This is a genomic window from Rhizobium sp. NFACC06-2 (genome assembly GCF_900101425.1).
GTDB lineage: Bacteria > Pseudomonadota > Alphaproteobacteria > Rhizobiales > Rhizobiaceae > Agrobacterium > Agrobacterium leguminum.
Map to the genome: position 1 here is coordinate 224,090 of NZ_FMVA01000002.1, position 24,447 is coordinate 248,536.

Genomic DNA, 24,447 nt, shown 5'->3' on the forward strand with positions numbered 1-24,447 from the left:
GACCATGGGCATGACAGCGACATTTCCGTTTCTCAAAATCGATCCCGCCACCCGCCGCATTTCACTTGATGCCCGCGACCCGGCTTTCTACAACGATCCGAACCCGGTCTATGCGGCCCTGCACGCTGAATGTCCCACCTTCTACTGGGAAGAACAGCGGCAATGGTTTTTTACGGGATACGACCACGTGAGCGCGCTGTTGCGCGACCGCCGCTTCGGACGGCAGATCCTGCATGTGGCAAGCCGCGAAGAGATCGGCCTGGCGGAGCCGCTCGAACATGTGAAGCATTTCGACGCTGCCGAGCAGCATTCGCTGCTGGAACTGGAACCGCCGGAGCACACGCGGCTGCGCACGCTCATCAACCGCGCCTTCGTGTCGCGGCATGTCGACAAGATGAAGCCGGAAATCGAGGAACTCGCCAACCGTCTGATCGACACCTTCGAAAGCAGGGGCGAGACGGAACTGCTCTCTTCCTATGCCGATATCATTCCGGTGACGATGATCGCCCGCATGATCGGCATTCCCGAGGAGATGGGGCCACAGCTTCTGAAATGGTCGCACGCCTATGTCGGCATGTATATGTTCAAGCGCACGCCGGAAGACGAGCTGCTGGCCGACAGGGCCGCGCATGAGTTTTCAGACTATGTGCGCAGCGTGATCGCCGAGCGGCGGGCGGAGCCGAAGGACGATCTGCTGAGCCACATGATCCATACGGAGCACAAGGGCCAGTATCTGACCGACGACGAGCTCGTCTCCACCACCATCGTGCTGCTGAATGCCGGGCACGAGGCGACCGTGCACCAGATCGGCAATTCCGTGCGCATCATTCTGGAAAGCGGCATCTCCCCCGAGACGCTGTTTACCGACGATGCCGCCACGGAACGGACGGTGGAAGAAACCCTGCGCATCTGCGCGCCAGTGCATATTTTCCAGCGCTGGGTTCTGGAACCCGTCGAAATCGACGGCGTCGCGTTCAAGCGCGGCGACAAGGTCAGCCTCATCCTCGCCGCCGCCAATCTCGATCCGGCAAAATTTTCCGATCCCCTGACTTTCCGGCCGGACCGCAACGAGGGCGCCAACGTCTCCTTCGGCGCCGGCATCCATTTCTGCATCGGCGCGCCGCTGGCAAGGCTGGAGCTCAATCTCGCCCTGCCCCTGCTTTTCAAACGCCTGCCGGGCCTGAAGATCGCCGAGCCGCCCAGGGTCAAGGATGTCTATCATTTCCATGGTCTGGAGCGGCTCGATCTCAGTTGGTAGATCGGGGTGGCGAAGCTTCGCCCTTAGATTTGCGCCAGCCCACCGTCGACGGAAAGTTCCACACCCGTGATGTAGCTGGCTTTTGAAGACGCCAGAAACAGCACCGCCTCGGCAATTTCGTCAGGATCGGCCATTCGGCCGATCGGCGCCGCGTCCTTCAGATAGGCCTTGAAACCGGCGATTTTCTCATCATCCATTTTCAGGCCATTTTCCATGATCGGCGTGCGGGTGACACCCGGGCTTACCGTATTGACGCGGATTCCCCGCCCCTTCAGGTCATTGGCAAAGCTGCGGGCAAACGATCGAACCGCCGCCTTCGACGCATTGTAGGCGCTCAGTCTTTCCATGCCCTTGTTGCCAACGATCGACCCCGTCAACACGATCGAACCGCCATCGCGCAGCACGGGCAGCAGGGTCTGCACCGCGTAGAATACGCCCTTCACATTAATATCAAAAATCCGGTCGTAAAGCGCCTCATTGGTCTCGCCAAGATCGTTATTCTCCGCGATGCCGGCGTTGGCGACGAGTATGTCGACTTTCCGCCCATCAGCTTCTATGCGGCTCTTGAGCTCCTCCAGGTCCGGTAGCTTCGCGACGTCGGAAACGAAGCCGATCGCCCCCCTCCCGAGTTTGGCGACGGCGGCATCGAGATTGGCTGAATTGCGGCCCGTCACATAGACCGCAGCCGCCCCACCTTCCAGAAACAATTTCGCGACTGAAAAGCCAATGCCGGTCGATCCGCCCGTGACGACGACCACTTGCCCGTTGAATATTCCAGACATCGTAAACTCCATAAATATCCATAATCCCGAATAACCGAAATTCGGTATTTCGGTTTTATTGAAATATTGAAGCCTGTCAATCCATATGCTACAGCCGGCTCATGGCTCAGTTTTTTCATCCTGCTAGAGAAGACATCTCACTCACCGCCGTGCTCGCCGCCCTTGGCGAACCTGCCCGCATGGGCATCATTCGGAAATTATGGGGTTCGGAGACCGGGCAGAATTGCGGCTCGGCGGCGCCCTGTCAGGATATGCCACGCTCAACCCTATCCAGCCATATGCGCATCCTGCGGGAGGCCGGATTGATCCGGACCCATAAACAGGGCGTCGAGAATATCAGCGTCGTCCGTATCGATGATATGGAAGCCCGATTTCCCGGGCTCCTTCCGTCGATTCTCAATTTCGATGCGCAATAGGCACGAGACCAAGCATCCGCCTTCAAAGCCGGATGACATAATCCTTACGCGTCGTTTCCACGACCTCCCAGGTGCCGCTAAAGCCCGGGCGCAGGATAGCGCGGTCGCCCGGCCTCAGATCGCGCGGCGCGCCGCCGTCTTCGGTCAGGATGGAATGGCCTTCTAGAATGCTGAAATATTCCCATTCGTCATAGACCACCCGCCATTTGCCGGGCGTGGACTGCCAGACGCCGGCATAGATGCCGCCGGGAGCTTCCTCGATATTCCATGTGGTGAATTTGGGCTCGCCGGAAATCAGCCTCTCCGGCGCAGGCGCGCCGTATTCCAGCCCGGCGACATCATCGAAGGATAGAAAATTCGTCATGGCGACCTCGGTCCTCAGATATTCGCTAACGATTGCTCAAGATCGGCGATGATGTCCTTGACGTCCTCGATACCGACCGAAAGGCGAACCACATCCGGCCCGGCGCCGGCGGCCGTCTGCTGTTCCGGTGTCAGCTGCGCATGGGTGGTGGAGGCCGGGTGGATGACGAGAGAGCGCGTGTCGCCAATATTGGCGAGATGGGAGAAGAGCTGCAACCCTTCCACCAGCGCCTTGCCGGCCGCATACCCGCCCTTGACGCCGAAGGTGAAGACGGAGCCGGCCCCCTTTGGCGAATAATGCTGCTGGATAGCGTGGTTGTCGCTGTCTTCCAGACCCGCATAATGCACCCAGCCAACCTTGGGATGCGCCTTCAGCCATTTCGCGACGGCAAGCGCATTGTCGGAATGGCGCTGAACGCGCAGCGGCAGCGTCTCTATGCCGGTCAGGATGAGGAAAGCGTTGAAGGGTGAGATCGCCGGGCCGAGGTCACGCAAGCCAAGCACACGGCAGGCGATGGCGAAGGCGAAATTGCCGAAGGTCTGGTGCAGTACGACACCGGAATATTCCGGCCGGGGCTGTGACAGCGCCGGATATCTGTCCGTCGCCGACCAGTCGAAGGTTCCGCCGTCCACGATGATGCCGCCCATGGAGTTGCCATGGCCGCCGAGGAATTTCGTCAGCGAATGCAGCACGATATCCGCGCCGTGTTCCAGCGGCCGCAGCAGATAGGGGCTTGCCATGGTGTTGTCGACAATCAGCGGCAGGCCATGCCGATGGGCAACATCGGCGATTGCGGCGATATCCACGAAAGTACCGCCCGGATTGGCAAGGCTTTCGATGAAGACGGCGCGCGTGCGCTCGTCGATCTGCGCCTCGAAGCTGGCCGGATCGGTGGCGTCGGCCCAGCGGACCTGCCAGTCGAAGCCCTTGAAGGCATGGCCGAACTGGTTGATCGAGCCGCCATAGAGCTGGCGGGCGGCGACGAAATTGTCGCCGGATTGCAGCAGCGTATGGAAGACCAGCAATTGCGCGGCATGGCCGGATGCGACGGCAAGCGCGGCCGTGCCGCCCTCAAGTGCTGCCACGCGCTCTTCCAGAACCGCCTGGGTGGGGTTCATGATGCGGGTGTAGATATTGCCGAACTCTTTCAGTCCGAACAGGGCGGCGGCGTGATCGGCGTCGCGGAAAGCATAGGCCGTGGTCTGATAAATGGGCGTGGCACGCGCGCCGGTGGTCGGATCGGGTTGCGCGCCCGCATGAACGGCCAGCGTCGAAAACCCGGGATTGCTGCTCGGCATGATGTTTCCTCCAATTGGAATTTCGGAGGGATCATAATGCCTTGCCGCCAAATGATAAGTCCGATCCGTACCAACTATCGCACAATATTGAGACGCGGATACTCAATTGCAGGGCAACGATCCATCACGACTTCCATACCGTAGGCTTCCGCCTTGGCGGCGGCATTGTCATCGCGAACGGAAAGCTGGCCCCAGATTACCGATGGCCGCTCCGGCAGCAAGATCGCCTCCTCGACGATTGCCGACAAATATTCCGGCGCCCGGAAAACGTCGATCATGTCCACCGGCTCGGGAATATCGGCGAGTTTGGCATAGACCTTCTGCCCCAATATCTCCTTGCCTGCCTGGCCGGGATTGACCGGAAACACACGATACCCCCTGGACAGCAGAAAGCGCATCACGCCGTGGCTCGGCCTGTCCGGGTTGGGCGAAGCACCCAGCAGGGCGATGGTTTCGACATCGGTCAGAATTTTTCTGAGGTAGTCGGGCTCGTAACTATCATGCTGCATGTCAACTTATCCCTTCTGGAGCATCGCATGGTTTGAAGAATACCAATGCAGCTGCGCCATTTAAAAGCGCCGCGAGCATAGCGTCTCCCGCATAATTCCACCGACACATATCTGACGCTACCGGTTGCGTCCGCCCTTCCATCTAGGAAGGTTCTTCGCTCTCTTGAACCCCTGCCCGGCTGAAAAATTGCCGCTGCAGCAGACACCTGCCCGCGCAGCGGCACGTTTTCGCCCACGCAAAATGATTTCACCAAACGCCGGAATGGCGGTCATACTGACTACTTTTGTCCAGTTTTCAAAATGGCGCGAATTGACGCAAATAAGGGCAAAAACAACATTAGCGTGCAATTCATGCGCTCTTCGTCTCCTGTTTGTTTTCATTCCGTTCACAGGAAAATTAGAAATACCTAATTTTCAGAAAGTTATTCTGCAAATCAATCTACATATAAATCTATAACGTTACAGATCACAATTAATGGAAGATATGAAATTTTTTTTCACGCGCAGCGTGGTCCGATCGATACATCTTGCGCCCAAAGCGTCATGGCGCACTGTGCACCAATATTTGACAAATTTGGTAGTATTTTCAGTGAAAATTCGCTCCGAGGCAAAACCACAAGCTGTGCGTCGGACGCTCATGCCTCCATCTGGCGGATGAAATCATGAGCAGAACGTCATATGATCCCGGCGCAAAATCATTCCCCGGCGCCATGACATGCACAAAGCATAAATTTTACGCGCGTTGCAGTTTCCGCGGTGACCACATGCCGCTTGCGGGCGGCTTCCCGGGCGCAAAACGCGTGCTCGAGCAATCGGCAAAGGCTTACCGCCCGTACCGAAAATCGATTCCGGTTTTCAAACCGATGCTGTAGGTTGCCCAAAGTAGCCCGCGAGCGAGTCTCTATTGTGACGTTTGACATTCTTCTTCTGGTGCTCCTGGGCGCGATGCTGCATGCCGGATGGAATGCGCTGGTCAAAGCCGGATCCGACAAATCGCTGGACGCCTCGCTGATCGCGGCGGGCGCTGCGGCCTGTTCGCTGCCGTTTCTGCCTTTCCTGCCATTTCCCGCGCCGGTCGCCATTCCTTTCCTGATCGCTTCGGCCGTTCTGCAATTCGCCTATTTCCGGCTTGTCGCCGCCGCCTATACGATCGGCGACATTGGCCTTGTCTATCCCGTCATGCGCGGCGTGGCGCCCCTGATCGTCGCGGCGACGAGCAGCCTGTTCCTGAGCGAGATTTTAAGCCCGCTGGCCCTTGCCGGCATCGCCGTCATCTCCGGCGGCATTCTGACGCTCGCTTTCGAGGCGCGGCGCGGTGGCGGAAAGGCGATCATGGTCGCCCTGCTGAACGCCTTCGTGATCGCATCCTACACCTTCGTCGACGGTGTTGGCGCAAGGCTTTCCGGCAACGCCATCTCCTATACGCTGTGGATGTCGCTTCTGCCGCCCGTGCTGCTTTTCGGCTTCGCCTTCTACCAGCGCGGTGTGAGCCCGGTCGCGGACCATGTCCGGCGCAACTGGTGGCGCGGCCTGATCGGTGGCGGCGGCTCCATTCTCTCCTATGGTCTGGCGCTCTACGCCATGACCAAGGCGCCCGTCGCCGTGGTTGCGGCGCTCCGGGAAACCTCCATTCTCTTTGCGCTGGTGATCTCCGTGGCAATCCTGAAAGAACGTGCCAGCATCTGGCGTTATCTTGCCGGAGGCATCATTGCAGCGGGCGTTCTGGTGATGCGACTGGGGTAAACCGTGGCCGCTCACTGAGGTAAAATAATACCTCATTATCAAGTCATTGTTTTTGCTACATTATTTTTACGACCTCCAGAATCCGTCATATTGACGCTTTCGCCCGCGCACCGTATAAGCGCGCCAGATCGGATTCCAGCCGGAATAGGGTCATTTGCGGTTGCCTTTGACGGCAACCAAACCAAGCAACAAGAAACGCCCGTATGCTCTTTCATAAAGAGGATGACGGGTCCACGTTAGAAAGTGAAATCCATGTCTACTTTCGTTCAGAAGCCCGCTGAGGTGGAGAAGAAGTGGGTCATCATCGACGCCGAAGGCCTCGTTGTTGGTCGCCTCGCCACCATCGTTGCAACCCGCCTGCGCGGCAAGCACAAGGCTACCTACACCCCCCACGTTGATGATGGCGACAACGTCATCGTTATCAACGCGGAAAAGGTTGCCTTCACCGGCAACAAGTACTCCGACAAGAAGTACTACTGGCACACCGGTCACCCGGGTGGCATCAAGGAGCGTACGGCTCGCCAGATCATCGAAGGCCGCTTCCCGGAGCGCGTCGTTGAAAAGGCCATCGAGCGCATGATCCCGCGCGGCCCGCTCGGCCGTCGCCAGATGAAGAACCTGCGCGTTTACGCCGGCTCGAACCATCCGCACGAAGCACAGCAGCCCACCGTTCTCGACGTGGCCGCGCTTAACAAGAAGAACGTAAGGAGCGCCTGATAATGGCCGATCTTTCCTCTCTGAAAGACCTCGCCCCGGCATCGGAAGCTTCGGCTCCCGTGCATGTCCGCAAGGTTGACACCCTCGGCCGCTCCTACGCGACCGGCAAGCGCAAGAACGCCGTAGCCCGCGTATGGGTGAAGGCCGGTTCTGGCAAGATCATCATCAACGGCCGCGATTTCGCCACGTATTTCGCACGTCCGGTACTGCAGATGATCCTTCAGCAGCCGATCGTCGCCGCTGCCCGCACGGGTCAGTTCGACATCATCGCCACCGTTGCCGGTGGTGGTCTGTCCGGTCAGGCCGGCGCCGTCCGTCACGGTCTGTCCAAGGCCCTCACCTACTTCGAACCGGGCCTGCGTTCCGTTCTGAAGAAGGGTGGCTTCCTGACCCGCGACAGCCGCGTTGTCGAGCGTAAGAAGTACGGTAAGGCCAAGGCCCGCCGTTCGTTCCAGTTCTCGAAGCGCTAATCGCTTCTCAGAACGGTTCGTTCAGAACTTCGAAAGGCGGGGCTTCGGCTCCGCCTTTTTTTATTTTGTCCCCCGACGGCATCTTGAATTATTCCCTCAAGGGAATAATATTGCCTCATGAATTATGTCGTCGAGTATACGGACGAATTCGGAACATGGTGGGAAACGCTTGAAGAAAGCGAACACATCAGCATCGACGCTCATGTTCAGAAACTGGAAGAACGCGGCCCTCAACTGCCGTTCCCCTATTCGAGCGGCATTTATGGATCGCGTCACGCGCATATGCGCGAATTGCGAATCCAAAGTAGCGGAAAGCCGTTGCGGATTTTTTATGCCTTCGATCCCCGTCGAATGGCGATTCTCTTGATTGGCGGCGACAAGACGGGAGACAAACGGTTTTATGACCGCATGATCCCGATTGCCGACGACCTTTATGCCGAGCATCTGGCCGAGCTTGAAAAGGAGAAACACAATGAGCGGTAGGCACAGTTTTGCGCGGTTGCGCAACCGGATGTCGGACGACGCGCGTGTTAAGTCTAAAACCGAAGCAGATCGTCTGGAAGAAGAAATGAACCTTGCGGATGTTCGCAGGGCGCTGAAACTCTCGCAGGACGAAATAGCGCAGGCACTGGATATCGGTCAAAGTTCCGTCGCAAAACTGGAAAAGCGCGCTGATATGTATGTTGGTACCTTACGCCGGTTCATCGAGGCGATGGGCGGCGAACTTGAAATCGTCGCGCGCTTCGACGGCCGCGCGATCAAAATTCGCAACTTCGCCGATCTTGCAGAAAAGGCGGATAAATAATGCCCAACAAAACCATCGACCATGCCTTCACCGCAACGACCCTGACCTCGGCCGCCACCGACCCGACCCATGCGGGCGTCCTCTCCTTCATGCGGCGCAAATATACCAAGAACCTCAAGGGTGTATCGACGGCCATCTGGGGCATTCCTTTCGACGCTGCCACCTCCAATCGGCCGGGCGCCCGTTTCGGGCCGCAGGCGATCCGCCGCGCCTCGGCGATCTTCGACAACGATCCGCAATATCCCTTCGCGCGTGATCTTTTCGCGCATATGCCGACCATCGATTATGGCGACTGCCTGCTCGACTACGGCAACCATTGGAAAACGCCTGATACGATCGAAAAGGAAGCGCGCCGGATCATTTCCAAGTCGGATTACCTGCTGACGCTCGGCGGCGATCACTTCATTACCTGGCCGCTTTTGAAGGCGCATGTGGCCAAGCATGGACCGCTGGCGCTGGTGCAGTTCGATGCGCATCAGGACACCTGGTTCGACGACGGCAAGCGCATCGACCACGGCTCCTTCGTGGCCCGCGCCGTGCGCGATGGCCTGATCGACCCCGACCGGTCGATCCAGATCGGCATCCGCACCCATGCGCCTGACGATTTCGGCATTCGTATTCTCCACGGTTATGAGGTGGAGGAAATGCGGGCGAGCGATATCGCCTCGCTGATCGTCAAGCACACGGCCGGCATGCCCGCCTATCTGACCTTCGATATCGATTGCCTCGATCCCGCCTTTGCGCCGGGAACCGGAACGCCGGTGGCCGGCGGGCCGACCAGTGCCAAAATTCTCTCCGTTCTGCGCGGGCTTGGCCAGCTCGATATTCGTGGCTCGGACGTGGTGGAGGTAGCACCCGCATACGACCATGCTGACATTACCGCCATTGCCGGAGCCACCGTTGCAATGTATATGCTTGGCCTGCGCGCCGAACGGCTGGCCAAGGCCGGCTGATAAAGAAGCCGGCGCCTGCCAAACTGATTCCGATTAGCCTCGCAACCCTTTGAAAAGTCAGGACAAGGACATGACAGCGAAGATCTTCATCGATGGCGAACACGGCACCACGGGTCTGCAGATCCGCACGCGCCTTGCCGGTCGCCGCGATATTGAGCTGCTGTCCATACCCGAGGCCGAGCGCCGCAATGCGGCGATGCGCGAGGATATGCTCAATAGCGCCGACATTTCGATCCTCTGCCTGCCGGACGACGCGTCCCGGGAAGCCGTTTCCATGGTGGCTGGCAACAATAATGTCCGCATCATCGATACCTCGACCGCCTATCGCGTCCATCAGGACTGGGCCTATGGCTTTGCCGAAATGGATAAGGACCAGGGCGAGAAGGTTCGCTCTGCCCGCCTCGTCGCCAATCCCGGCTGCTACCCGACCGGTGCTATCGCCCTTATTCGCCCGCTGCGGGCCGCTGGCCTCCTGCCGGACGGTTATCCTGTCAGCGTCAATGCGGTCTCCGGCTATACTGGCGGCGGCAAGCAGATGATCGCCCAGATGGAAGACCAGAGCCGCGATGACGCGATCAGCGCCAATAATTTCCTTTATGGCCTGACGCTCAAGCACAAGCACGTGCCGGAAATGACCATTCATGGCCAGCTCGACCGCGCACCGCTGTTTTCGCCTTCCGTCGGTCGTTTCCCGCAGGGCATGATCGTGCAGGTGCCGCTGTTTGCTGCCGACCTGAAGGAAGGCGCGACCGTGGAAACGATCCATGCGGCGCTGACCGCCCATTATGCGGGACAGGACATCGTCAATGTGGTGCCGCTTGCCGAAAGCAAGGGGCTCGCGCGCATCGACGCCGAGGAACTGGCAGGCAAGGACACGATGAAACTGTTCGTCTTCGGTACGCCGGGCGGCGAACACATCAATCTCGTCGCGCTGCTCGACAATCTCGGCAAGGGCGCATCCGGTGCTGCTGTGCAGAACATGGAACTGATGCTCTCCGCATGAGACTTTTCTCATGAAGATTGCCCCGCTCCCTTTTCCGGCCTCGTGGAATATCGAGGCCGCGAAACCTATTGCCGATACGCCGGCCGGGGTGGTCTACGAGCTTACGCGCGGCGACGGTTCCCTTGCCGTCGCCAAGGTTCTGAAACAGAAAGTACTGAAGGACAGCCTTCGCGGCGCGGATTTCATGGCATGGCGCGCCGGAATCGGCTGCGTGGAGCTGCTCGACCGCTCCGACGATATTCTGCTGATGGAACATGCCGGCACGGAGACCCTGCGCGACGTGCTGTTTCGCGACGGCAACGACGATGCCACCACGGAAATCGCCGCCGATGTCCTGCTCAGATATCATCAGCCATCGCAGCAGCCGCCGCCTTCAAGCCTGCTGACGCTGCCGCTCTATTTCGAGAGCCTGTTCCGCAAGGCCGAACAGGACCGTACTGACGGCGTGGACAGCCCCTATATCGAGGGCGCCGCGCTGGCGCAGGCACTGATCGACCGGCAGCGAGATATCAAGCCGCTGCACGGCGATCTGCATCACGAGAACATCATGCGGAGTGAACGCGGCTGGATCATCATCGATCCGGCCGGCCTGATCGGCGATGCGGCGCTCGATGTCGCCAACATGTTCTCCAATCCGCTTGACCGTTTCGACCTCACCCGCAGCGAGGCGCGCATCGCCTCCATGGCGGCGATTTTTGCGAAGGCTCTGCAACGGGACGAACGGCTATTGCTGCAATATGCCTTTGCCTATGGCTGCCTTTCTGCCGCGTGGCACGAAGAGGACGGCAATGCGGAGGAACGCGACAACGAACTCGCCGTCGCGGCCACCATCAAAACGGTGCTCGGGCAGTTCTAAGCCGCCTCAGTCCCTGACTTCCACGGCAACGGGCGCGGGATATTCGCCGATAAAACCGCGCCAGTGGGCGACGGCGAAACCAAGCACGATCAGCGCCATGCCCTGATGGGCAAGTGCCACATGAATATCCACATGCATGAGCAGCGTGGTGATGCCGAGCGCCGCCTGAATGGAAACCAGCACGAAGAACAGCACCGCGCGGCGGGCGTGTGGCGTATTCGGCAGCGCGCGCGCCATAGACACCATATGCCACAGCGTGGCGGCAAACAGCGTGTAGGCGCCGAGGCGGTGGACGAACTGCACCGTCTTGGGGTTCTCGAAGAGGTTGATCCACCAGGGCTGTTGCAGGAAGAGATCGCCCGGCACCAGCGAGCCGTCCATCAGCGGCCAGGTGTTATAGGAGAGGCCGGCATTCAGCCCCGCCACCAATGCGCCGAGATAGATCTGGAAGAGACAGAGCACCGTCAGCAGCGCGGCAAAACCCCTGCCCGTCTTTTCGTCGGCGGCCTCGGGCGAATGATGCGATAGTCCGCGCAAGATCCACATGCAGCCCGCAAAGATGAGGCAGGCGATGGTCAAATGTGTGGCAAGGCGATATTGCGAGACATCCGTCCGGTTGACGAGGCCGGAAGAGACCATCCACCAGCCGATGAAGCCCTGAAAGCCGCCAAGCGCCAGAAGACCGACCAGCGGCAGGCGCAAGCGCTTTTCGACGCGGCCGGTGAGCCAGAAGAAGGCGAGCGGCAAAGCGAAGATGACGCCGATGGTGCGGGCAAGCAGTCGATGCGCCCATTCCCACCAGAAAATCGTCTTAAACTCGTCGAGCGACATGCCCTTATTGATTTCCTGATATTGGGGAATGCGCTTGTAGAGCTGGAACTCCTCTTCCCATTCGGCGACGGAAAGCGGCGGAATGGCGCCGTGGATCGGCTTCCACTCGGTAATCGACAGGCCGGATTCGGTAAGCCGCGTGGCGCCGCCGACGAGGACCAGACAGAAGAGCGTGAAAAGCACGACGCGCAGCCAGATGCGCAGCAGGCGGCGGTCCTTCTCCTGTTTCTGCAGGGCAGCCTCCACCACCATTTCCGCAGAACCATTTGCCATCGTCATGCCGCTCGAACGCATCTTTCAGGTCTCCCTCATACAGTCATGTTGATTAGCCCCAACCGGCACCACAAAACAAGGCCTCAGGGTTTGCGGCATCCGGTCGCGGCGCTATAGTCCCTCGCAAATACTCAATGACGGAAGATTTCATGCACCCTCGCCTCAGATCGCTTATCGGCACCATCGTCATCATCTGCCTCGTCGTCGTTTACGCCGTGGTGGCGACGGCCATTGCGTCGGCGGCGCTGGCGCAATCGCCCTGGTGGGTGCATCTCGCTTATTTCGTGCTGACCGGAATCCTATGGGTTCTGCCGGCGATGCTGATCATCAAATGGATGGCCGGACCCAAAAAGCAGGGTTAAGCGCCGGCCACTGCATGACACCCTGAGGTCGCAATTTTATAAACCGATTGTTTGCCGCTCAGCGATATAGTCCGACCGAAACAACCGGAGAGAGTGGATGGCGGCTGAGGGGCCGGTCTTTATCAGCGACGAGCAAGCACCGACCGCCGTGCAAAACGAGCGGCGCGGCGCTGATCGTCTGTTGATCGATCTGGTCGACGACGCCTCCACCATCCGCTCCGACTGGGAGCGGCTGGAAAACGACCCGCTCAACTCACTGCATCAGGGTTTCGGCTGGTGCTCCATCTGGGCGCAGACGCAGGACAACGCGCTCCTGACGCTTCGCGGCCGTCAGGGCGGCAAGACGATCTTTCTGCTGCCGCTCGAAATCGTACTGGAAGGCGGCATTCGCAAGGCGCGTTTTCCCGGCGGCCGTTTCAACAATATCAATACGGGGCTTTTCGACCCCTCCTTTGCCGAACAGGCCGGACAGGAAATCGCAGCGGCGATTGCCCGCGAAGCGCGGAAGCTGCTGCATGGCCGGGCCGATATTCTGGCCTTACAGAACATACCGCTGACGTGGCGCGACAGGACCAATCCGCTCTCGCATCTTGCTTCCGTCGAAAACCAGAATCCGGCCTTCCAGCTTCCGCTGTTCGAAAGTTTCGAGGCCACGCTTCGGCAGGTCAATGCCAAGAGGCGACGGAAGAAATTCCGCATCCAGAGCCGAAGGGCAGAGGAAATGGGCGGTTACAGCCATGTGATCGCACGGTCACCACAGGAAAAGTGCGAATTGTTACAGGCGTTTTTCCGCCAGAAGGCCGCCCGTTTCGCCTCGCAGGGCATTCCGGATGTGTTTCGGGATCAATCGGTACGGGATTTCTTCTACGATCTGGCCAATTTTCCCGAGACGGGCACGAACAGTCTGCTGGAATTGCATGCCATTCGCCTGCATGGCGAAAGCGAGGGCGTCATCGCCGCGATAGCAGGCCTTTCGCGCAAGCAGGATCACATCATCTGCCAGTTCGGTTCGATCGATGAATCCGTTTCGGAACTCAGCCCCGGTGAATTGCTGTTCTGGCTGATGATCGAAAGGGCATGTCGCGAAAAGGCCGCGATCTTCGATTTCGGCGTCGGCGACCAGCTTTATAAGCGCAGCTGGTGCCCGCTTTTCACCGTGCAGCACGATATATTCCTGCCGGTGACGTTGAAGGGTCGTGTTGCGGCCTCGGCCTATGTCGCCATCGCCCGGACGAAAAGCCTGATCAAATCCAATCCGGCGCTTTATGCGCTCATACAGCGTTTTCGCGCCGGACGCTCGAAGATGGACACCGCCACCGACTGAGCAGGGTTTTGCCGCATCTCAGGCCGCGCTCAGATGGTCCGGCTTGCGCATGCCGGTCATCGGCAATGCCTGTTCATAGCCCTCAGCAACCAGTTCACCGAGCGTCTTTTCCAGCAATTCGCTATCCTTGCCGGGAACCGAGACGATGATTTCCGCCGGCAGGTTGCGCAGCATTTTCCCGAGGCTCGAAATCTGCACCGCGCCGCATTCGACGAGGACGGTATCATAAGCATCGGAGAGCGCGCCGAGGATCATCGTCAGACGGTCTATCGCGCGCATGGCCTCGCGCGGCTGCGCATTGCCCCGCGGCACGATATGGGCGTCGGACAGACGGTCGCCGTGAATGGTTTCACCGAAAGCGGCGGCGCCCGCCAGAAGGTCCATGACACCGGGAAGCCCGGCTTCCGGCGCCATCAGCCGCGTCGGACAGGCTGACGCCGTCATGTCGACGAGAACGACCGAACGGCCCATTTCGGACAAAGCGCGCGCCAGCATGACGGACGTGGTCGAACCGCTATCACCGGCCGGCGACACGATTGCGGCGACCGGTTTGGCGAGGCGGGTGGCCAGGAAACCTGCAACGGCGTCGATGGAGAAATCGTCATCGGTGTCGATTTCCTCCTCCATTGCCTCCTCTTTCGCAGTCGTGACATCTTCCACCGGCAAGGCCGGCGTGGCAGCAGCAGCGACGGCCGGTGCATGCCGTTCTTCCTCTTCGGCAACGGGCTGGTATGCCGCGACCGGCATGGCCCGCGCAGCAGGCTGCACGGTTTCATGGCGCGCCGCGACAGGCTGCTCCGGCACATCCATTGTCTTGTCCGGATCGGCTGGAGCACGCGAAGGAGAAGGCGGATCGGAGAGCGGCGGAACCTGATTCCTGCCCATGGGTTTCAAAGCCCGGCCGGTGAAAAGCTCCACCAGCATGACGACGATGCAGGACAGCAGAAACGCCGCCAGCGTCACGACGATGGTGATGGCGCCGGTCTTCGGGAAATAGGGTTCACGCGGCTCCACCGCCGTCGAGATGACGCGCGCATCGGCCGGCGTGGAATCCACCGAGCCGGCGCGCGATGTCGCTTCGCGGTAACGGGCAAGATAGGTTTCCAGAAGCTGCCTTTGCGCCGAGGCTTCCCGCTCCAGATCGTTGAGGCCCACCTGCTGTTCGCCCGCACGCACGCTTTCCGATTTCAGCATGTTCAGCTGCTGGACCAGCTGTCGCTCCCGCAGGCGCGAAACATTGGCCTCGTTTTCGAGACTTGCCAGCACCTTGCGGGTCTCTTCCTGAATCTGTCGCTGTATGCCGTCGAGCTGGTTGCGCAGCGCGCGGATGCGTGGATGGCCTTCCAGCAGCGAGGACGAGAGATCGGAAATCTGGCTGCGGATCGTCGTTTCGTTTTCCTTCAGCCTCTGGATCGTCGGGGAACTGACGACATCGGGGAAAGTATCGAGCGGGCGGCCGCTTGCAAGCGCGCTGCGCACGCCTTCCGCCCGCGCCTCCGCATTGGCGCGCTCTCCGCGGATACGGCCGAGTTCGGTGGAGATATCGCTGAGCTGGCGGGTGGCGAGCGTTTCGCCCTGCCCCGCCGAGAGAAGATCGGAGGAGGCGCGGTAATCCGCGACCTTCCTGTCGGCCTCGCGCACCTTTTCGCGAAGATTGGCGATTTCCGGCTCCAGCCAGCGCGCCGCTTCCGTGCTTGTATCCAGCTTCGCGCCGCTTTGCAGGGCGATATAGGCCTTCATCATCTCATTGGGGATGGCGGCGGCCAGCTTGGGGTCTTGCGAGGAAAATTCGACCGTGATGACGCGCGAGCTTTCGACCTGATAGACCTGCAGCTTTTCCCGGAAGGCAGTCAACACCCGCTCTTCTGGCAGCACCTGAAGCGGGTCCTTCTTGACGCCGACGGCGACCAGGAGCTGCGAGATGAGCGAAGGATGGGCCTCCGGATCGAACTCATCCAGCTCGTAAAGCTTCATGTCTTTGGCGACCTGCTTGATAAGGTCGACCGATTGCAGGATCTGCACCTGGCTGGAAACGGTTAATTCATCGAGCACGGGTTCGGCGGGCGCATTGGACTGCTGCGAGGCGCCGAAGGAGGCCGCGCGGGATTCGATCAGCACGCGCGCCTCGCCCTTGTAGGCGGGCGACATCATGCTTGAGATCACGAAGGCGGTGCCCCCGGCAAGAAGCGTGATTGCCGCGATCCGGCCCTTGCGCTGCCAAATGGCCGCGACAAGCTGCGCAAGATCGATATCCACATCCCTGTCGTCAATGCGATCGCCGTTCATGCGGGCTCCGTAACCGAGACAAACCTCGGGCGCTCAAATATAGATGGTCAATTTTCGCAAAGTTTAAGTCTTGCCGGTAACACAACAGTTAATCCCTGCGAATCCGACGAAATAAAGCCGATATTACCAACGCTCGCGCCGGTCGTTTACCGCACATTAACCCTAACAGAACGATAAGAATGATCAAAGTTCGACTCGGAGCCAGATGAGATGCCGCTCGCCGGATCACGACATGTCACCGCACTGACGCTCGCCGTTCTGACGGCCCTTTCCGGCTGCGCGGCATATCAACCCGCTCCGAGGTCCTTCAACGAAGCCGCCCTGCAGCCCTATCATGTCGATAGCGGCGACAGGCTGCGCATCAACGTGTTCGAGCAGGCCGGGCTGACCAATACCTATACGGTCGATCAGGCCGGTTATGTCGCCTTCCCGCTCGTCGGCCAGGTTCCCGCACGCGGCAAGACCCTGCCGCAGCTCGAAGCCGCCATCGCCGCCAAACTGCGCCAGGGTTATCTTCGCGATCCGGACGTGACGATCGAGATCGACCGCTATCGCCCGGTCTTCATCATGGGCGAAGTCGGCCGTCCCGGCCAATATTCCTATGTGCCGGGCATGACCGTGCAAAACGCCATCGCCATTGCCGGCGGCTTCACCCCGCGCGCCAATCAGGCCGATGTCGACATCACCCGCAAGATCAATGCCGAGGTGATGACCGGCCGGATCGGTATCACCGCGCCCATTCTGGCCGGCGATACCGTCTATGTGCGTGAACGCTTCTTCTGAAAACGGAGTGGCGAACGTGTCGGATGACGGCCCTCCCCTGCGCATCATTCACTGCTTCCGCTCCCCGGTGGGCGGTGTTTTCCGCCATGTGCGCGACCTCATCGAAGAACATGTGAAACAGGGCCACAAGGTCGGCATCGTCTGTGACAGCTCCACCGGCGGCGCGTATGAGGAACGGCTTTTCGCACAAATTACCCCGCTGCTGGAGCTTGGCCTCACCCGCCTGCCCATCCGGCGGTCCATCAGCCCCGGCGACTTCATGGCGCTGTGGAAATCCTACAAGCACATCAAAAGTTTGCGGCCGGACATTCTGCACGGACACAGCGCCAAGGGTGGCGCTCTTGCCCGGCTGATCGGCTCACTCCTGCGGGCGAACAGGTATCGCGTAGCCCGCCTCTATTCACCGCATGGCGGCAGCCTGCATTACGCCCGAAACAGCCTCAAAGGGCAGCTTTTCCTTCGGCTGGAGCGGTTTCAGGAGCATTTCACCGATGCGCTCTGTTTCGTCTGTAATTTCGAGCAGGCGACTTACGAGGCCAAGGTCGGCAGGCCGCGCACCCGCACCGCGATGATCTATAACGGCGTGCAGGAAAGCGAGTTCGAAACCGTGCCCGCCCGCGAAGATGCAGCCCGTTTTCTCTATATCGGCATGTTGCGCGACCTCAAGGGACCGGATGTCTTCATCAGAGCATTTGCAAAAATGGAACGCAGCATCGGTCAGCCGATGACCGGCGTGATCGTCGGCGACGGACCGGACAGGCACAAATATGCGGCGATGATCGACAAGGCCGGGCTTTCCCGACGGATTTCCATGCATGCGGCCATGCCCGCCAGACACGCCTTCGAATTGGCAACGACGGTGGTGGTGCCGTCGCGCGCCGAAGCCATGCCCTATATCGTGCTCGAAGCGCTTGCGGCGGGAAAAACGGTCATCGCCTCGCATGTCGGCGGCATTCCCGAAGTCCTCGGAGAAGACAGCGAGGCGCTCGTGCCGGCTGGCGACGCCGATGCGCTGGCACGGATCATGGTCAAGGATGCCGAGGATGCCGGCTGGGCGCAGCGGATCATGCCTCGCCCGGACAGCTTCAAGGCGAAATTTTCAACCCCGGTCATGGCGGATGAGATGATGAAACTCTATCGCGACCTGTTATCGACCCAATAGCCATTTCAAAAACACGATTTTTAATTGTATATTCCGACCGTCCTGTAGAAACTCATCATAAACGTTTCTTAGCATGTTTCGGCTAGTTTTCTGCTCGTAGAGCGCCGCGTGTCCATTCGGATGCACGACGGGCGCTCTACCACTTTGAGGTTGCGCATCGTTCCGGTCGAAAATCCAATGCGATTTTAAGGCCGATGCGCTGGAGGGTGCGGACCAAGGCAATGACCAAGACTGACAAGGACAGACTGCAATTCGATCTGGCGTCATTGCGCAAAAAACTCTCCGACCATGAAGCCGGCGGGGCTTCGGCATCCGAAACCGTCGTTCTCAATCCGCTTGCACGGCAGATCGCCAACCAGCTTCGTGCCGGCAACCATTCGCCCAACATGGTGATCGGGCAATTGCGGCTCCTGGAATTCACGATGCTCGTCGTCATCGCCGCCATCGTCAACGGCATCGCAGCCGATCGCGGTCTCGAAACCTTTCTGTCGGTTTTCGGCGGCGGCGTGCTGGGGGCGGCGCTCTGCGTGTTTCTGTTGCAGGCGGGTGACTGCTATCAGCTTCCGACACTGCGCACGCCGCTGAAGATGTTCGCACGCATTCAGGGCGCCGTGTGCCTTTCTTTCGTGGGAATTGCCTGTTTCCTTCTCCTCTTCTTTCCCGATGCGCTGCATTCCTGGCAGGCCTTCGGCATCTGGTATGCAACGGGTGCGGTGGCGATCTTCGCCGGACGGCTGATCCTCGGCTTCGCCATTCGCCACTGGGGCCGCAACGGCGTCATGGAACGCCGTGCCGTCATCGTCGGTGGCGGCGATACCGCCAAGGACCTTATCCGCTCGCTGGAACAGCAGTCCGATAACGATATCCGCATCTGCGGTATCTTCGATGACCGGAAAAGCGCCCGTTCTCCCGAGGTTGTCGCCGGCTATCCCAAGCTTGGCACCTTCGCAGAGCTGGTGGAATTTGCCCGGCTGACGAAGCTGGACATGCTGATCATCGCCCTGCCGCTCAGCGCCGAGGCGCGCATTCTCCAGCTTCTGCGCAAACTTTGGGTGCTGCCGGTCGATATCCGCATTGCGGCGCATGCCAATAAATTGCGTTTCCGCCCCCGCGCCTATTCCCATGTCGGCAAGGTGCCGATGCTCGATGTGTTCGACAAGCCGATCCGCGACTGGGATTCGGTGGCGAAACGGGTGTTCGACATCACCTTCAGCCTCATCGGCATCGCCCTTTTATGGCCGGTGATGGTGGGCGCGGGAATTGCCGTGAAAGTGACCTCGAAAGGCCCGGTCCTTTTCAAGCAGAAGCGCCACGGCTTCAACAATGAGACGATCAACGTCTGGAAGTTCCGTTCCATGTACACGGAACTCAGCGATCCGACCGCGAAAAAAGCCGTGACGAAGAACGACCCGCGCGTCACGCCCGTCGGCCGCTTCCTGCGCAAATCCTCGATGGACGAGCTGCCGCAGCTTTTCAACGTTCTTTACGGCGACCTTTCGCTCGTCGGGCCGCGCCCGCATGCCGTTCATGCCCAGACGGGCGACCTGAAATATACCGAGGTGGTGGAGCACTATTTCGCGCGCCACAAGGTCAAGCCCGGTGTTACCGGCTGGGCGCAGATCAACGGCTGGCGCGGCGAGATCGACCATGGCGACAAGATCAAGTTCCGCACCGAATACGATCTCTATTACATCGAGAACTGGTCGCTGTTCCTCGATCTGAAGATCCTGTTCCTCACACCGATACGGCTGCTGAAATCGGAAAACGCCTATTGACCCACACCGGCTACCAGCACGCACCGGATTTCGACGCGCCGCTGGCCGCCATGCGGCTCGTCGGTTCGTTCTTCATCGCATTCGGCGTGTTCCTTTCCGGTTTCGTCATTTCCGAGCCGGCGCCCTATGAGCTGATGATGGTGGGACAGGTGGCCCTGTGGTTCCTGCTCGGCCTTCGCCTTTCGCGCACCGTCGTCCTGCTTCTGTGCCTGCTGCTGGCCTTCAATGTCGGCGGTTATCTTTCGCTCACCACCATGGCCGATCTGGACGAGGGGCCGCTTTATCTCGCCGTCTCGACCTTTCTGGCGCTAACCTCGGTTTTTTATGCGGCGATCATCGAGGACAAATACCAGCGGCTGCTTTTAATTTTCCGGGCCTGGCTTGCGGCGGCGCTCATCACCGCCCTGCTCGGCATCATCGGATATTTCCACGCCATTCCGGGTTTCGAGGTCTTCACCCTTTACGACCGCGCCAAGGGCGCCTTTCAGGACCCGAACGTTTTCGGTCCCTTTCTGGTGACGCCCTCGCTCTACCTCATTTACGGCCTTCTCACCGGCAAGGCGATGCATGCGCCCTGGCGGATCGCCGGGCTGCTCATCCTGTCGCTTGCTGTGTTCCTGTCGTTCTCGCGCGCGGCCTGGGGCCTGTTTCTGTTCGCCACCATCCTCCTCGTCTTCGTGATGCTGCTGAAGGAGCGCACGGCCGCGTTTCGCCTGAAGATTCTCGTGCTATTTCTTGTCGCCGCCGGGTTGATGGTCGCGGCGGTCATCATCGCGCTGCAGTTCAAGCAGGTGGCGGATCTGTTCTCCAGCCGCGCTTCGGCGGTGCAATCTTATGATGGCGGCCATCTCGGGCGTTTTGCCCGCCACTATCTCGGCTTCCTGCTCGCCATGGAACACCCGCTCGGCATCGGCCCCATGGTGTTCGACAATATCTTTCCCGCCGCCGAACATAATATCTGGCTGAAGAGCCTGACGACGCATGGCTGGTTCGGTTTCGTGATCTATCTCGTGTTGATCTGCTGGACCATCGCCGCCGGTTTCAGGCACCTGCTGCGGCCACGGCCCTGGCAGCCGTTCCTCATCATTTCCTGGGTGACGTTCGTCGGGCATGTAATGATCGGCGCCGTCATCGATACCGACCACTGGCGACACTTCTTCCTGCTGCTTGGCATATTGTGGGGATGCATGGCGCTTGAAAAACGCGAAAGCCTGCGCCGCCGCGCGCGTGCCGCCTAAAACGCTTGCCCTTACGGAACCTTACGCCATTTCATGCGTTTAGCCCCGGATTCTGATGGTCAAACGGGGAGACATCTTAATGACGCAGACCAATAATCTCTATCTCATCATCGGCGCACTCATCGTGGTCATCGCAGGCCTTGGCGTCTATGTCTGGCACGAGGAAAGCAAGCCGAAGGGGATCGAGATGAATATCGGCCCGAACGGCGTCTCCGTTCAGGAGAACTGATCCGCAAGCGTCGCGCAAAGTCCGGCCATTAAGACCGGGTGCATCCCAAGCCGAACACGGCAGGGATTCGCCCGGTCTTCTTATGAGAGGAGACGAAAGGCGGGATCGATGCCCGCCGAGCCGGTTCGGTACGAATGATGCGTATCGCCCGATCAAGGAAACAGCTAGCGCAATGGTCTCCTCCATCGACCTGTCCACACGCCTCACCGCCACCAGACTGGCCCTCAAGGCCATCAAGGAGCAGGAAGACAATTCCGCCGCCACCTCCTCCTCGACGCGGACGTCTCTCCTCGATTCCTACGGGCTGGACACCTCCTCCTCCTCCAACACGCGGCTCACGCAGCTTCTGGCGCAATATGCCCAGACCTCGAACGAGGATACGCAGACCGACGACACGGATACCCAGCTTTCTTCCGGCGATATTACCAAGGCCGATTTCATGAAGGAGCTGAAGGAGACGCTGGAAGAACTGACCGCGCACCCGGACAAGGCTTCACAGGCCAAGGCCATGCTGGAGGCTTTGACGGCCGGCACGCTGACCATCTCCGATCCCGCCGAGGGTGCGCAAATCAAGGCCTGGGATGTGGCCTCCGATACACAAACCACCTCTAAACCGGCCACGGATATCGCCATGACGGGATGGAGCGACTTTCTGAAAGACCATCTCAAACGCGACGGCTCGGCCTATGCGAGAAGCGAGACAGGCGCTTATGTCGATACCATTTCCGGCGACAACGCATTTTTCGGCAGCGTCGGCAGTCGCTATTATTATCTCACCTGGCCACAGGCGAAAAACGGTACTTTGACCGTATAAGCCGAATTCGCCGACGCCTGAACGAATGGCCGCGACATGGAACATGCCGCAGCCTCGCTTTCATCGTCTGATCAGACGGCAGGCGCCGCAGCCGTTTCGGCTCCGCCGGAAAGCGCCTTTTGCAACTGCGCCTCCTGCGCTGGCGACAGCGACGTCTTGATGACCCGCCCGCGTAGGCCTTCCAGTTCCGCCAGCACCTTTTCCGGCTGCACCTTGCGGATCAGCACGAACAGCGCCGAAGAACCGTTGGGAATGGTCTCGCCGAGCGATTTGATGAAATCGTCATCGATGCCGAAATCCGTCAGCGAGCCCGCAAGAGCGCCCGTGCCGGCACCGATGGCGCCGCCGATTGCAAATCCTGCCAGCGGATTGAGGAACAGCAGGCCGACGAGGCCGCCCCAGAGACCGCCGGACAGGAAACCGGAGCTTGCGCCGATCGCCGTGAGATTGACGCTCTGTTTCAGATGCACCTTGCCATCTTCATCGCGAACGACAACCACGGCATCTTCCAGATCGACCAGATATTCCTTTTTCAGGCCTGCAAGCTTCAGAAGCACCCTGTCGGCCACTTCCGTTCCGTCAAATCCAACAACGACGAGTTCGGACATAGTTCGTCTCCCTGAGTTTCAATTCCGCTGCGATTGAACGCCGAAGCGGGCGGCTTGTTCCGGCAATGATGGAAAGAGGATGTGTCATGCGTTTGACGGCCGCCCATACGGGCTGCTTAGCCCTCTCTGCGCCATCCACACCCTTTGCTCCTTTTTTTATGAAAAGACCATTTTCCGCTTGCGCCCTAACAGGCTTATATATAAACGGCTTTCAGGTTCGGAGCGTAGCGCAGCCCGGTAGCGCACTTGACTGGGGGTCAAGGGGTCGTGGGTTCGAATCCCGCCGCTCCGACCATTAAAATCAGATAGATAGCCAGTTCCCCCAGAGCTGGCTATATTTGTTTCAGCTATCTGATAACCTGCGCCATGCGCGAATTTAAAAGCCCGGATTGGGCTATACGTTTGTCCAGGCCTGAGAATGAGGTGTGCCAAGATGGCCAAAAAAACGAAAATAGAACACTCAGAATTCTCGGGCGAGTTTGAAGACGACGGCATCACGGTTCTGGTTGATATCTACCGGCCCGCTGGCACCCAGCAGGATTGGACGCTCGAGGTCATCAGCGAGCATGACGATGTCACCACCTGGGACGAACCCTTCGCGACCGACAAAGACGCCTGGGAAGAATTCCTGGCCACGTGTGAGAAGGACGGGATTCGCAGCTTTCTGGATGGCGAAGAACCGTCTGTTCACTAACGTTCAATTCCGCAGTGCCGGACTATAAAGGGCGACGCCCATTGCGTTGTTGACTCTCTGCTAAAATTAGAACATTTAGTGAACAAAAGAGAGGTCATCCACTATGTCCGACGCTGAAAAAATCACCCCCATACGGCCTGACGACATAGCCGGATATGTCATCCAGTGTCACGACGGCGATGCGAAGGCGGCTGTCGAAGCTCTTCTCGGCGAAATCGAGCATCTGCAGGAACAGCTTTCCCTTGCTGTCGCCATTATGGGAAAGGGATATACGCGCGGATGGACGCCGGATATCGGACGCGATTGAACCGACGGCTTCCACTCCACAAGCCATGTTCGGTGCGGCTTGTGGAGCGTAAGAAAAACCAGCGCAGCAATCAGCCCTTGTCCGCCAGCTGACCGATTTCGCGGTCGATCAGGTAAAGCGCATTGGGGCCGTCGCCGATCAGCTCGATCTTGCCGAGTATGGTGCGGCAAAGGCTGTCTTCCTCATGCTGCTCATCCACGAACCATTGCAGGAAAGAGGTGGTGGCGTGATCTTTTTCCACTTGGGCAAGATCGACTGCCGCGTTGATGGCGGCGGTGACGCGGGATTCGTGCTCCGTCACGATGGTGAACAGCCCCTTGATGTCGTTTGCCGTGACCTGCGGCGCCGGCAGTTCGGAAAAGGTGACGCGTGCGCCGAGATCGTTCAGAAAGCCGAAGATGCGGTGCATGTGCTCCAGCTCTTCCGCCGCATGGCCGAGCAGGAATTTATAGCAACCGTCGAGATTGCGTTCCGCCGCCCATGCGGCCGCCTGAAGATAGGCGTGATGGGCGCGCAGCTCGCCATTGAGGAGATCGTTCAGCGTCGTTTCGATGACTTTGTTTGCCATGGTTTCATCCTTGGTTTCG

28 protein-coding genes and 1 tRNA gene are annotated in these 24,447 nt (G+C 59.4%); 21 read left to right on the forward strand and 8 right to left on the reverse strand.

Going from position 1 to position 24,447, the window contains the following annotated elements; genetic code table 11:
• The first annotated feature begins 4 nt into the window (after positions 1-4).
• Positions 5-1,258, forward strand: coding sequence for a cytochrome P450 (locus F3H58_RS05435; protein WP_188128784.1), 1,254 nt, complete (start codon positions 5-7; stop codon positions 1,256-1,258).
• A 23-nt stretch (positions 1,259-1,281) separates the two neighbouring features.
• On the opposite strand, the gene F3H58_RS05440 is transcribed toward F3H58_RS05435, so the two are convergent.
• On the reverse strand, positions 1,282-2,052 hold the full coding sequence (locus F3H58_RS05440) for an SDR family NAD(P)-dependent oxidoreductase (protein WP_188128785.1): 771 nt from the start codon (positions 2,050-2,052) through the stop codon (positions 1,282-1,284).
• Between the two features lie 89 nt (positions 2,053-2,141).
• On the opposite strand from F3H58_RS05440, the gene F3H58_RS05445 reads away from it, so the two are divergent.
• Positions 2,142-2,456 (forward strand): ArsR/SmtB family transcription factor, encoded by a 315-nt coding sequence (locus F3H58_RS05445; RefSeq protein WP_149741477.1) that lies wholly within the window; start codon positions 2,142-2,144, stop codon positions 2,454-2,456.
• Positions 2,457-2,478: 22 nt separating this feature from the next.
• Here the strand turns inward: F3H58_RS05445 and F3H58_RS05450 are convergent, their stop codons facing one another.
• The 3 genes from F3H58_RS05450 to F3H58_RS05460 form a co-directional block, all read right to left on the reverse strand.
• Complete coding sequence (locus tag F3H58_RS05450) at positions 2,479-2,820, reverse strand: cupin domain-containing protein (RefSeq protein WP_149741478.1); 342 nt, start codon at positions 2,818-2,820, stop codon at positions 2,479-2,481.
• A 14-nt stretch (positions 2,821-2,834) separates the two neighbouring features.
• On the reverse strand, positions 2,835-4,118 hold the full coding sequence (locus F3H58_RS05455; RefSeq protein ID WP_149741479.1) for an O-acetylhomoserine aminocarboxypropyltransferase: 1,284 nt from the start codon (positions 4,116-4,118) through the stop codon (positions 2,835-2,837).
• 74 nt (positions 4,119-4,192) lie between these two features.
• Positions 4,193-4,627 (reverse strand): CoA-binding protein, encoded by a 435-nt coding sequence (locus tag F3H58_RS05460; protein ID WP_149741480.1) that lies wholly within the window; start codon positions 4,625-4,627, stop codon positions 4,193-4,195.
• A 906-nt stretch (positions 4,628-5,533) separates the two neighbouring features.
• Between F3H58_RS05460 and F3H58_RS05470 the strand changes: the two genes are divergently transcribed.
• From F3H58_RS05470 to F3H58_RS05505, 8 genes are all read left to right on the forward strand, one after another.
• Positions 5,534-6,370 carry an EamA family transporter gene (locus tag F3H58_RS05470; protein WP_149741481.1) on the forward strand — a complete coding sequence of 279 codons (837 nt, stop codon included), beginning with the start codon at positions 5,534-5,536 and terminating at the stop codon, positions 6,368-6,370.
• Positions 6,371-6,622: 252 nt separating this feature from the next.
• Positions 6,623-7,087, forward strand: a complete 465-nt coding sequence (gene rplM, locus F3H58_RS05475; RefSeq protein ID WP_003502335.1) for a 50S ribosomal protein L13 — start codon at positions 6,623-6,625, stop codon at positions 7,085-7,087.
• Positions 7,088-7,089: 2 nt separating this feature from the next.
• Positions 7,090-7,557 (forward strand): 30S ribosomal protein S9, encoded by a 468-nt coding sequence (gene rpsI, locus F3H58_RS05480; protein WP_149741482.1) that lies wholly within the window; start codon positions 7,090-7,092, stop codon positions 7,555-7,557.
• Positions 7,558-7,674: 117 nt separating this feature from the next.
• Entirely contained in the window at positions 7,675-8,040 is a 366-nt protein-coding gene (locus F3H58_RS05485) for a type II toxin-antitoxin system RelE/ParE family toxin (protein ID WP_149741483.1), read from the forward strand.
• Entirely contained in the window at positions 8,030-8,362 is a 333-nt protein-coding gene (locus F3H58_RS05490) for an XRE family transcriptional regulator (protein ID WP_149741484.1), read from the forward strand. The genes F3H58_RS05485 and F3H58_RS05490 overlap by 11 nt, the downstream gene beginning before the upstream one ends.
• Positions 8,362-9,315: an agmatinase gene (gene speB, locus F3H58_RS05495; protein ID WP_149741485.1), complete on the forward strand. Its 954-nt coding sequence runs from the start codon at positions 8,362-8,364 to the stop codon at positions 9,313-9,315. Before F3H58_RS05490 ends, speB begins: the two co-directional genes overlap by 1 nt.
• A gap of 70 nt (positions 9,316-9,385) precedes the next feature.
• Complete coding sequence (gene argC / locus F3H58_RS05500; protein ID WP_080856250.1) at positions 9,386-10,318, forward strand: N-acetyl-gamma-glutamyl-phosphate reductase; 933 nt, start codon at positions 9,386-9,388, stop codon at positions 10,316-10,318.
• Positions 10,319-10,328: 10 nt separating this feature from the next.
• Positions 10,329-11,174, forward strand: a complete 846-nt coding sequence (locus tag F3H58_RS05505; RefSeq protein WP_149741486.1) for an aminoglycoside phosphotransferase family protein — start codon at positions 10,329-10,331, stop codon at positions 11,172-11,174.
• 6 nt (positions 11,175-11,180) lie between these two features.
• On the opposite strand, the gene F3H58_RS05510 is transcribed toward F3H58_RS05505, so the two are convergent.
• Positions 11,181-12,284: a COX15/CtaA family protein gene (locus F3H58_RS05510; protein WP_162935989.1), complete on the reverse strand. Its 1,104-nt coding sequence runs from the start codon at positions 12,282-12,284 to the stop codon at positions 11,181-11,183.
• Between the two features lie 143 nt (positions 12,285-12,427).
• On the opposite strand from F3H58_RS05510, the gene F3H58_RS05515 reads away from it, so the two are divergent.
• Together F3H58_RS05515 and uppA are read left to right on the forward strand one after the other, a co-directional pair.
• Positions 12,428-12,640, forward strand: coding sequence for a DUF2842 domain-containing protein (locus F3H58_RS05515; RefSeq protein WP_020811154.1), 213 nt, complete (start codon positions 12,428-12,430; stop codon positions 12,638-12,640).
• 97 nt (positions 12,641-12,737) lie between these two features.
• On the forward strand, positions 12,738-13,964 hold the full coding sequence (uppA, locus tag F3H58_RS05520; RefSeq protein ID WP_149741487.1) for a polysaccharide biosynthesis GNAT family N-acetyltransferase UppA: 1,227 nt from the start codon (positions 12,738-12,740) through the stop codon (positions 13,962-13,964).
• Positions 13,965-13,982: 18 nt separating this feature from the next.
• Here uppA and uppB read toward each other — a convergent pair whose 3' ends face one another.
• Positions 13,983-16,250, reverse strand: a complete 2,268-nt coding sequence (gene uppB, locus F3H58_RS05525) for a polysaccharide biosynthesis protein UppB (protein ID WP_149741488.1) — start codon at positions 16,248-16,250, stop codon at positions 13,983-13,985.
• A 210-nt stretch (positions 16,251-16,460) separates the two neighbouring features.
• On the opposite strand from uppB, the gene uppC reads away from it, so the two are divergent.
• From uppC to F3H58_RS05555, 6 genes are all read left to right on the forward strand, one after another.
• A complete protein-coding gene (uppC, locus tag F3H58_RS05530; RefSeq protein ID WP_003502309.1) occupies positions 16,461-17,033 on the forward strand; it encodes a polysaccharide export protein UppC in 573 nt (190 codons plus the stop codon).
• Positions 17,034-17,049: 16 nt separating this feature from the next.
• Positions 17,050-18,195 carry a polysaccharide biosynthesis type 4 glycosyltransferase UppD gene (gene uppD / locus F3H58_RS05535; protein ID WP_188128786.1) on the forward strand — a complete coding sequence of 382 codons (1,146 nt, stop codon included), beginning with the start codon at positions 17,050-17,052 and terminating at the stop codon, positions 18,193-18,195.
• 221 nt (positions 18,196-18,416) lie between these two features.
• On the forward strand, positions 18,417-19,970 hold the full coding sequence (uppE, locus tag F3H58_RS05540; RefSeq protein ID WP_149741490.1) for a polysaccharide biosynthesis glycosyltransferase UppE: 1,554 nt from the start codon (positions 18,417-18,419) through the stop codon (positions 19,968-19,970).
• Positions 19,967-21,208, forward strand: coding sequence for a polysaccharide biosynthesis O-antigen ligase family protein UppF (gene uppF / locus F3H58_RS05545; RefSeq protein WP_149741491.1), 1,242 nt, complete (start codon positions 19,967-19,969; stop codon positions 21,206-21,208). Before uppE ends, uppF begins: the two co-directional genes overlap by 4 nt.
• 79 nt (positions 21,209-21,287) lie before the next feature.
• On the forward strand, positions 21,288-21,437 hold the full coding sequence (locus F3H58_RS05550; RefSeq protein WP_104679367.1) for a hypothetical protein: 150 nt from the start codon (positions 21,288-21,290) through the stop codon (positions 21,435-21,437).
• Between the two features lie 172 nt (positions 21,438-21,609).
• Positions 21,610-22,251 carry a hypothetical protein gene (locus F3H58_RS05555; RefSeq protein WP_149741492.1) on the forward strand — a complete coding sequence of 214 codons (642 nt, stop codon included), beginning with the start codon at positions 21,610-21,612 and terminating at the stop codon, positions 22,249-22,251.
• A gap of 71 nt (positions 22,252-22,322) precedes the next feature.
• Here the strand turns inward: F3H58_RS05555 and F3H58_RS05560 are convergent, their stop codons facing one another.
• Entirely contained in the window at positions 22,323-22,859 is a 537-nt protein-coding gene (locus F3H58_RS05560) for a DUF1269 domain-containing protein (protein WP_149741493.1), read from the reverse strand.
• A 218-nt stretch (positions 22,860-23,077) separates the two neighbouring features.
• Here F3H58_RS05560 and F3H58_RS05565 point away from each other — a divergent pair.
• The 3 genes from F3H58_RS05565 to F3H58_RS27115 all read left to right on the forward strand — a co-directional run bounded on the left by F3H58_RS05565 (position 23,078) and on the right by F3H58_RS27115 (position 23,860).
• Positions 23,078-23,154 (forward strand) — tRNA-Pro (locus tag F3H58_RS05565).
• A gap of 138 nt (positions 23,155-23,292) precedes the next feature.
• Complete coding sequence (locus tag F3H58_RS05570) at positions 23,293-23,553, forward strand: hypothetical protein (protein WP_065654007.1); 261 nt, start codon at positions 23,293-23,295, stop codon at positions 23,551-23,553.
• A gap of 103 nt (positions 23,554-23,656) precedes the next feature.
• Entirely contained in the window at positions 23,657-23,860 is a 204-nt protein-coding gene (locus F3H58_RS27115; protein WP_020811145.1) for a hypothetical protein, read from the forward strand.
• 70 nt (positions 23,861-23,930) lie between these two features.
• On the opposite strand, the gene F3H58_RS05580 is transcribed toward F3H58_RS27115, so the two are convergent.
• On the reverse strand, positions 23,931-24,428 hold the full coding sequence (locus F3H58_RS05580; RefSeq protein ID WP_065654008.1) for a ferritin: 498 nt from the start codon (positions 24,426-24,428) through the stop codon (positions 23,931-23,933).
• Positions 24,429-24,447: the final 19 nt, after the last annotated feature.

Bases quoted from the DNA above. Each gene is read 5' to 3' on its own strand.
- F3H58_RS05435 (WP_188128784.1), top strand. From the start codon at position 5: ATGGGCATGACAGCGACATTTCCGTTTCTCAAAATCGATCCCGCCACC.
- F3H58_RS05440 (WP_188128785.1), bottom strand. From the start codon at position 2,052: ATGGAGTTTACGATGTCTGGAATATTCAACGGGCAAGTGGTCGTCGTC.
- F3H58_RS05445 (WP_149741477.1), top strand. From the start codon at position 2,142: ATGGCTCAGTTTTTTCATCCTGCTAGAGAAGACATCTCACTCACCGCC.
- F3H58_RS05450 (WP_149741478.1), bottom strand. From the start codon at position 2,820: ATGACGAATTTTCTATCCTTCGATGATGTCGCCGGGCTGGAATACGGC.
- F3H58_RS05455 (WP_149741479.1), bottom strand. From the start codon at position 4,118: ATGCCGAGCAGCAATCCCGGGTTTTCGACGCTGGCCGTTCATGCGGGC.
- F3H58_RS05460 (WP_149741480.1), bottom strand. From the start codon at position 4,627: ATGCAGCATGATAGTTACGAGCCCGACTACCTCAGAAAAATTCTGACC.
- rplM (WP_003502335.1), top strand. From the start codon at position 6,623: ATGTCTACTTTCGTTCAGAAGCCCGCTGAGGTGGAGAAGAAGTGGGTC.
- rpsI (WP_149741482.1), top strand. From the start codon at position 7,090: ATGGCCGATCTTTCCTCTCTGAAAGACCTCGCCCCGGCATCGGAAGCT.
- F3H58_RS05485 (WP_149741483.1), top strand. From the start codon at position 7,675: ATGAATTATGTCGTCGAGTATACGGACGAATTCGGAACATGGTGGGAA.
- F3H58_RS05490 (WP_149741484.1), top strand. From the start codon at position 8,030: ATGAGCGGTAGGCACAGTTTTGCGCGGTTGCGCAACCGGATGTCGGAC.
- speB (WP_149741485.1), top strand. From the start codon at position 8,362: ATGCCCAACAAAACCATCGACCATGCCTTCACCGCAACGACCCTGACC.
- argC (WP_080856250.1), top strand. From the start codon at position 9,386: ATGACAGCGAAGATCTTCATCGATGGCGAACACGGCACCACGGGTCTG.
- F3H58_RS05505 (WP_149741486.1), top strand. From the start codon at position 10,329: ATGAAGATTGCCCCGCTCCCTTTTCCGGCCTCGTGGAATATCGAGGCC.
- F3H58_RS05510 (WP_162935989.1), bottom strand. From the start codon at position 12,284: ATGACGATGGCAAATGGTTCTGCGGAAATGGTGGTGGAGGCTGCCCTG.
- F3H58_RS05515 (WP_020811154.1), top strand. From the start codon at position 12,428: ATGCACCCTCGCCTCAGATCGCTTATCGGCACCATCGTCATCATCTGC.
- uppA (WP_149741487.1), top strand. From the start codon at position 12,738: ATGGCGGCTGAGGGGCCGGTCTTTATCAGCGACGAGCAAGCACCGACC.
- uppB (WP_149741488.1), bottom strand. From the start codon at position 16,250: ATGAACGGCGATCGCATTGACGACAGGGATGTGGATATCGATCTTGCG.
- uppC (WP_003502309.1), top strand. From the start codon at position 16,461: ATGCCGCTCGCCGGATCACGACATGTCACCGCACTGACGCTCGCCGTT.
- uppE (WP_149741490.1), top strand. From the start codon at position 18,417: ATGACCAAGACTGACAAGGACAGACTGCAATTCGATCTGGCGTCATTG.
- F3H58_RS05550 (WP_104679367.1), top strand. From the start codon at position 21,288: ATGACGCAGACCAATAATCTCTATCTCATCATCGGCGCACTCATCGTG.
- F3H58_RS05555 (WP_149741492.1), top strand. From the start codon at position 21,610: ATGGTCTCCTCCATCGACCTGTCCACACGCCTCACCGCCACCAGACTG.
- F3H58_RS05560 (WP_149741493.1), bottom strand. From the start codon at position 22,859: ATGTCCGAACTCGTCGTTGTTGGATTTGACGGAACGGAAGTGGCCGAC.
- F3H58_RS05570 (WP_065654007.1), top strand. From the start codon at position 23,293: ATGGCCAAAAAAACGAAAATAGAACACTCAGAATTCTCGGGCGAGTTT.
- F3H58_RS27115 (WP_020811145.1), top strand. From the start codon at position 23,657: ATGTCCGACGCTGAAAAAATCACCCCCATACGGCCTGACGACATAGCC.
- F3H58_RS05580 (WP_065654008.1), bottom strand. From the start codon at position 24,428: ATGGCAAACAAAGTCATCGAAACGACGCTGAACGATCTCCTCAATGGC.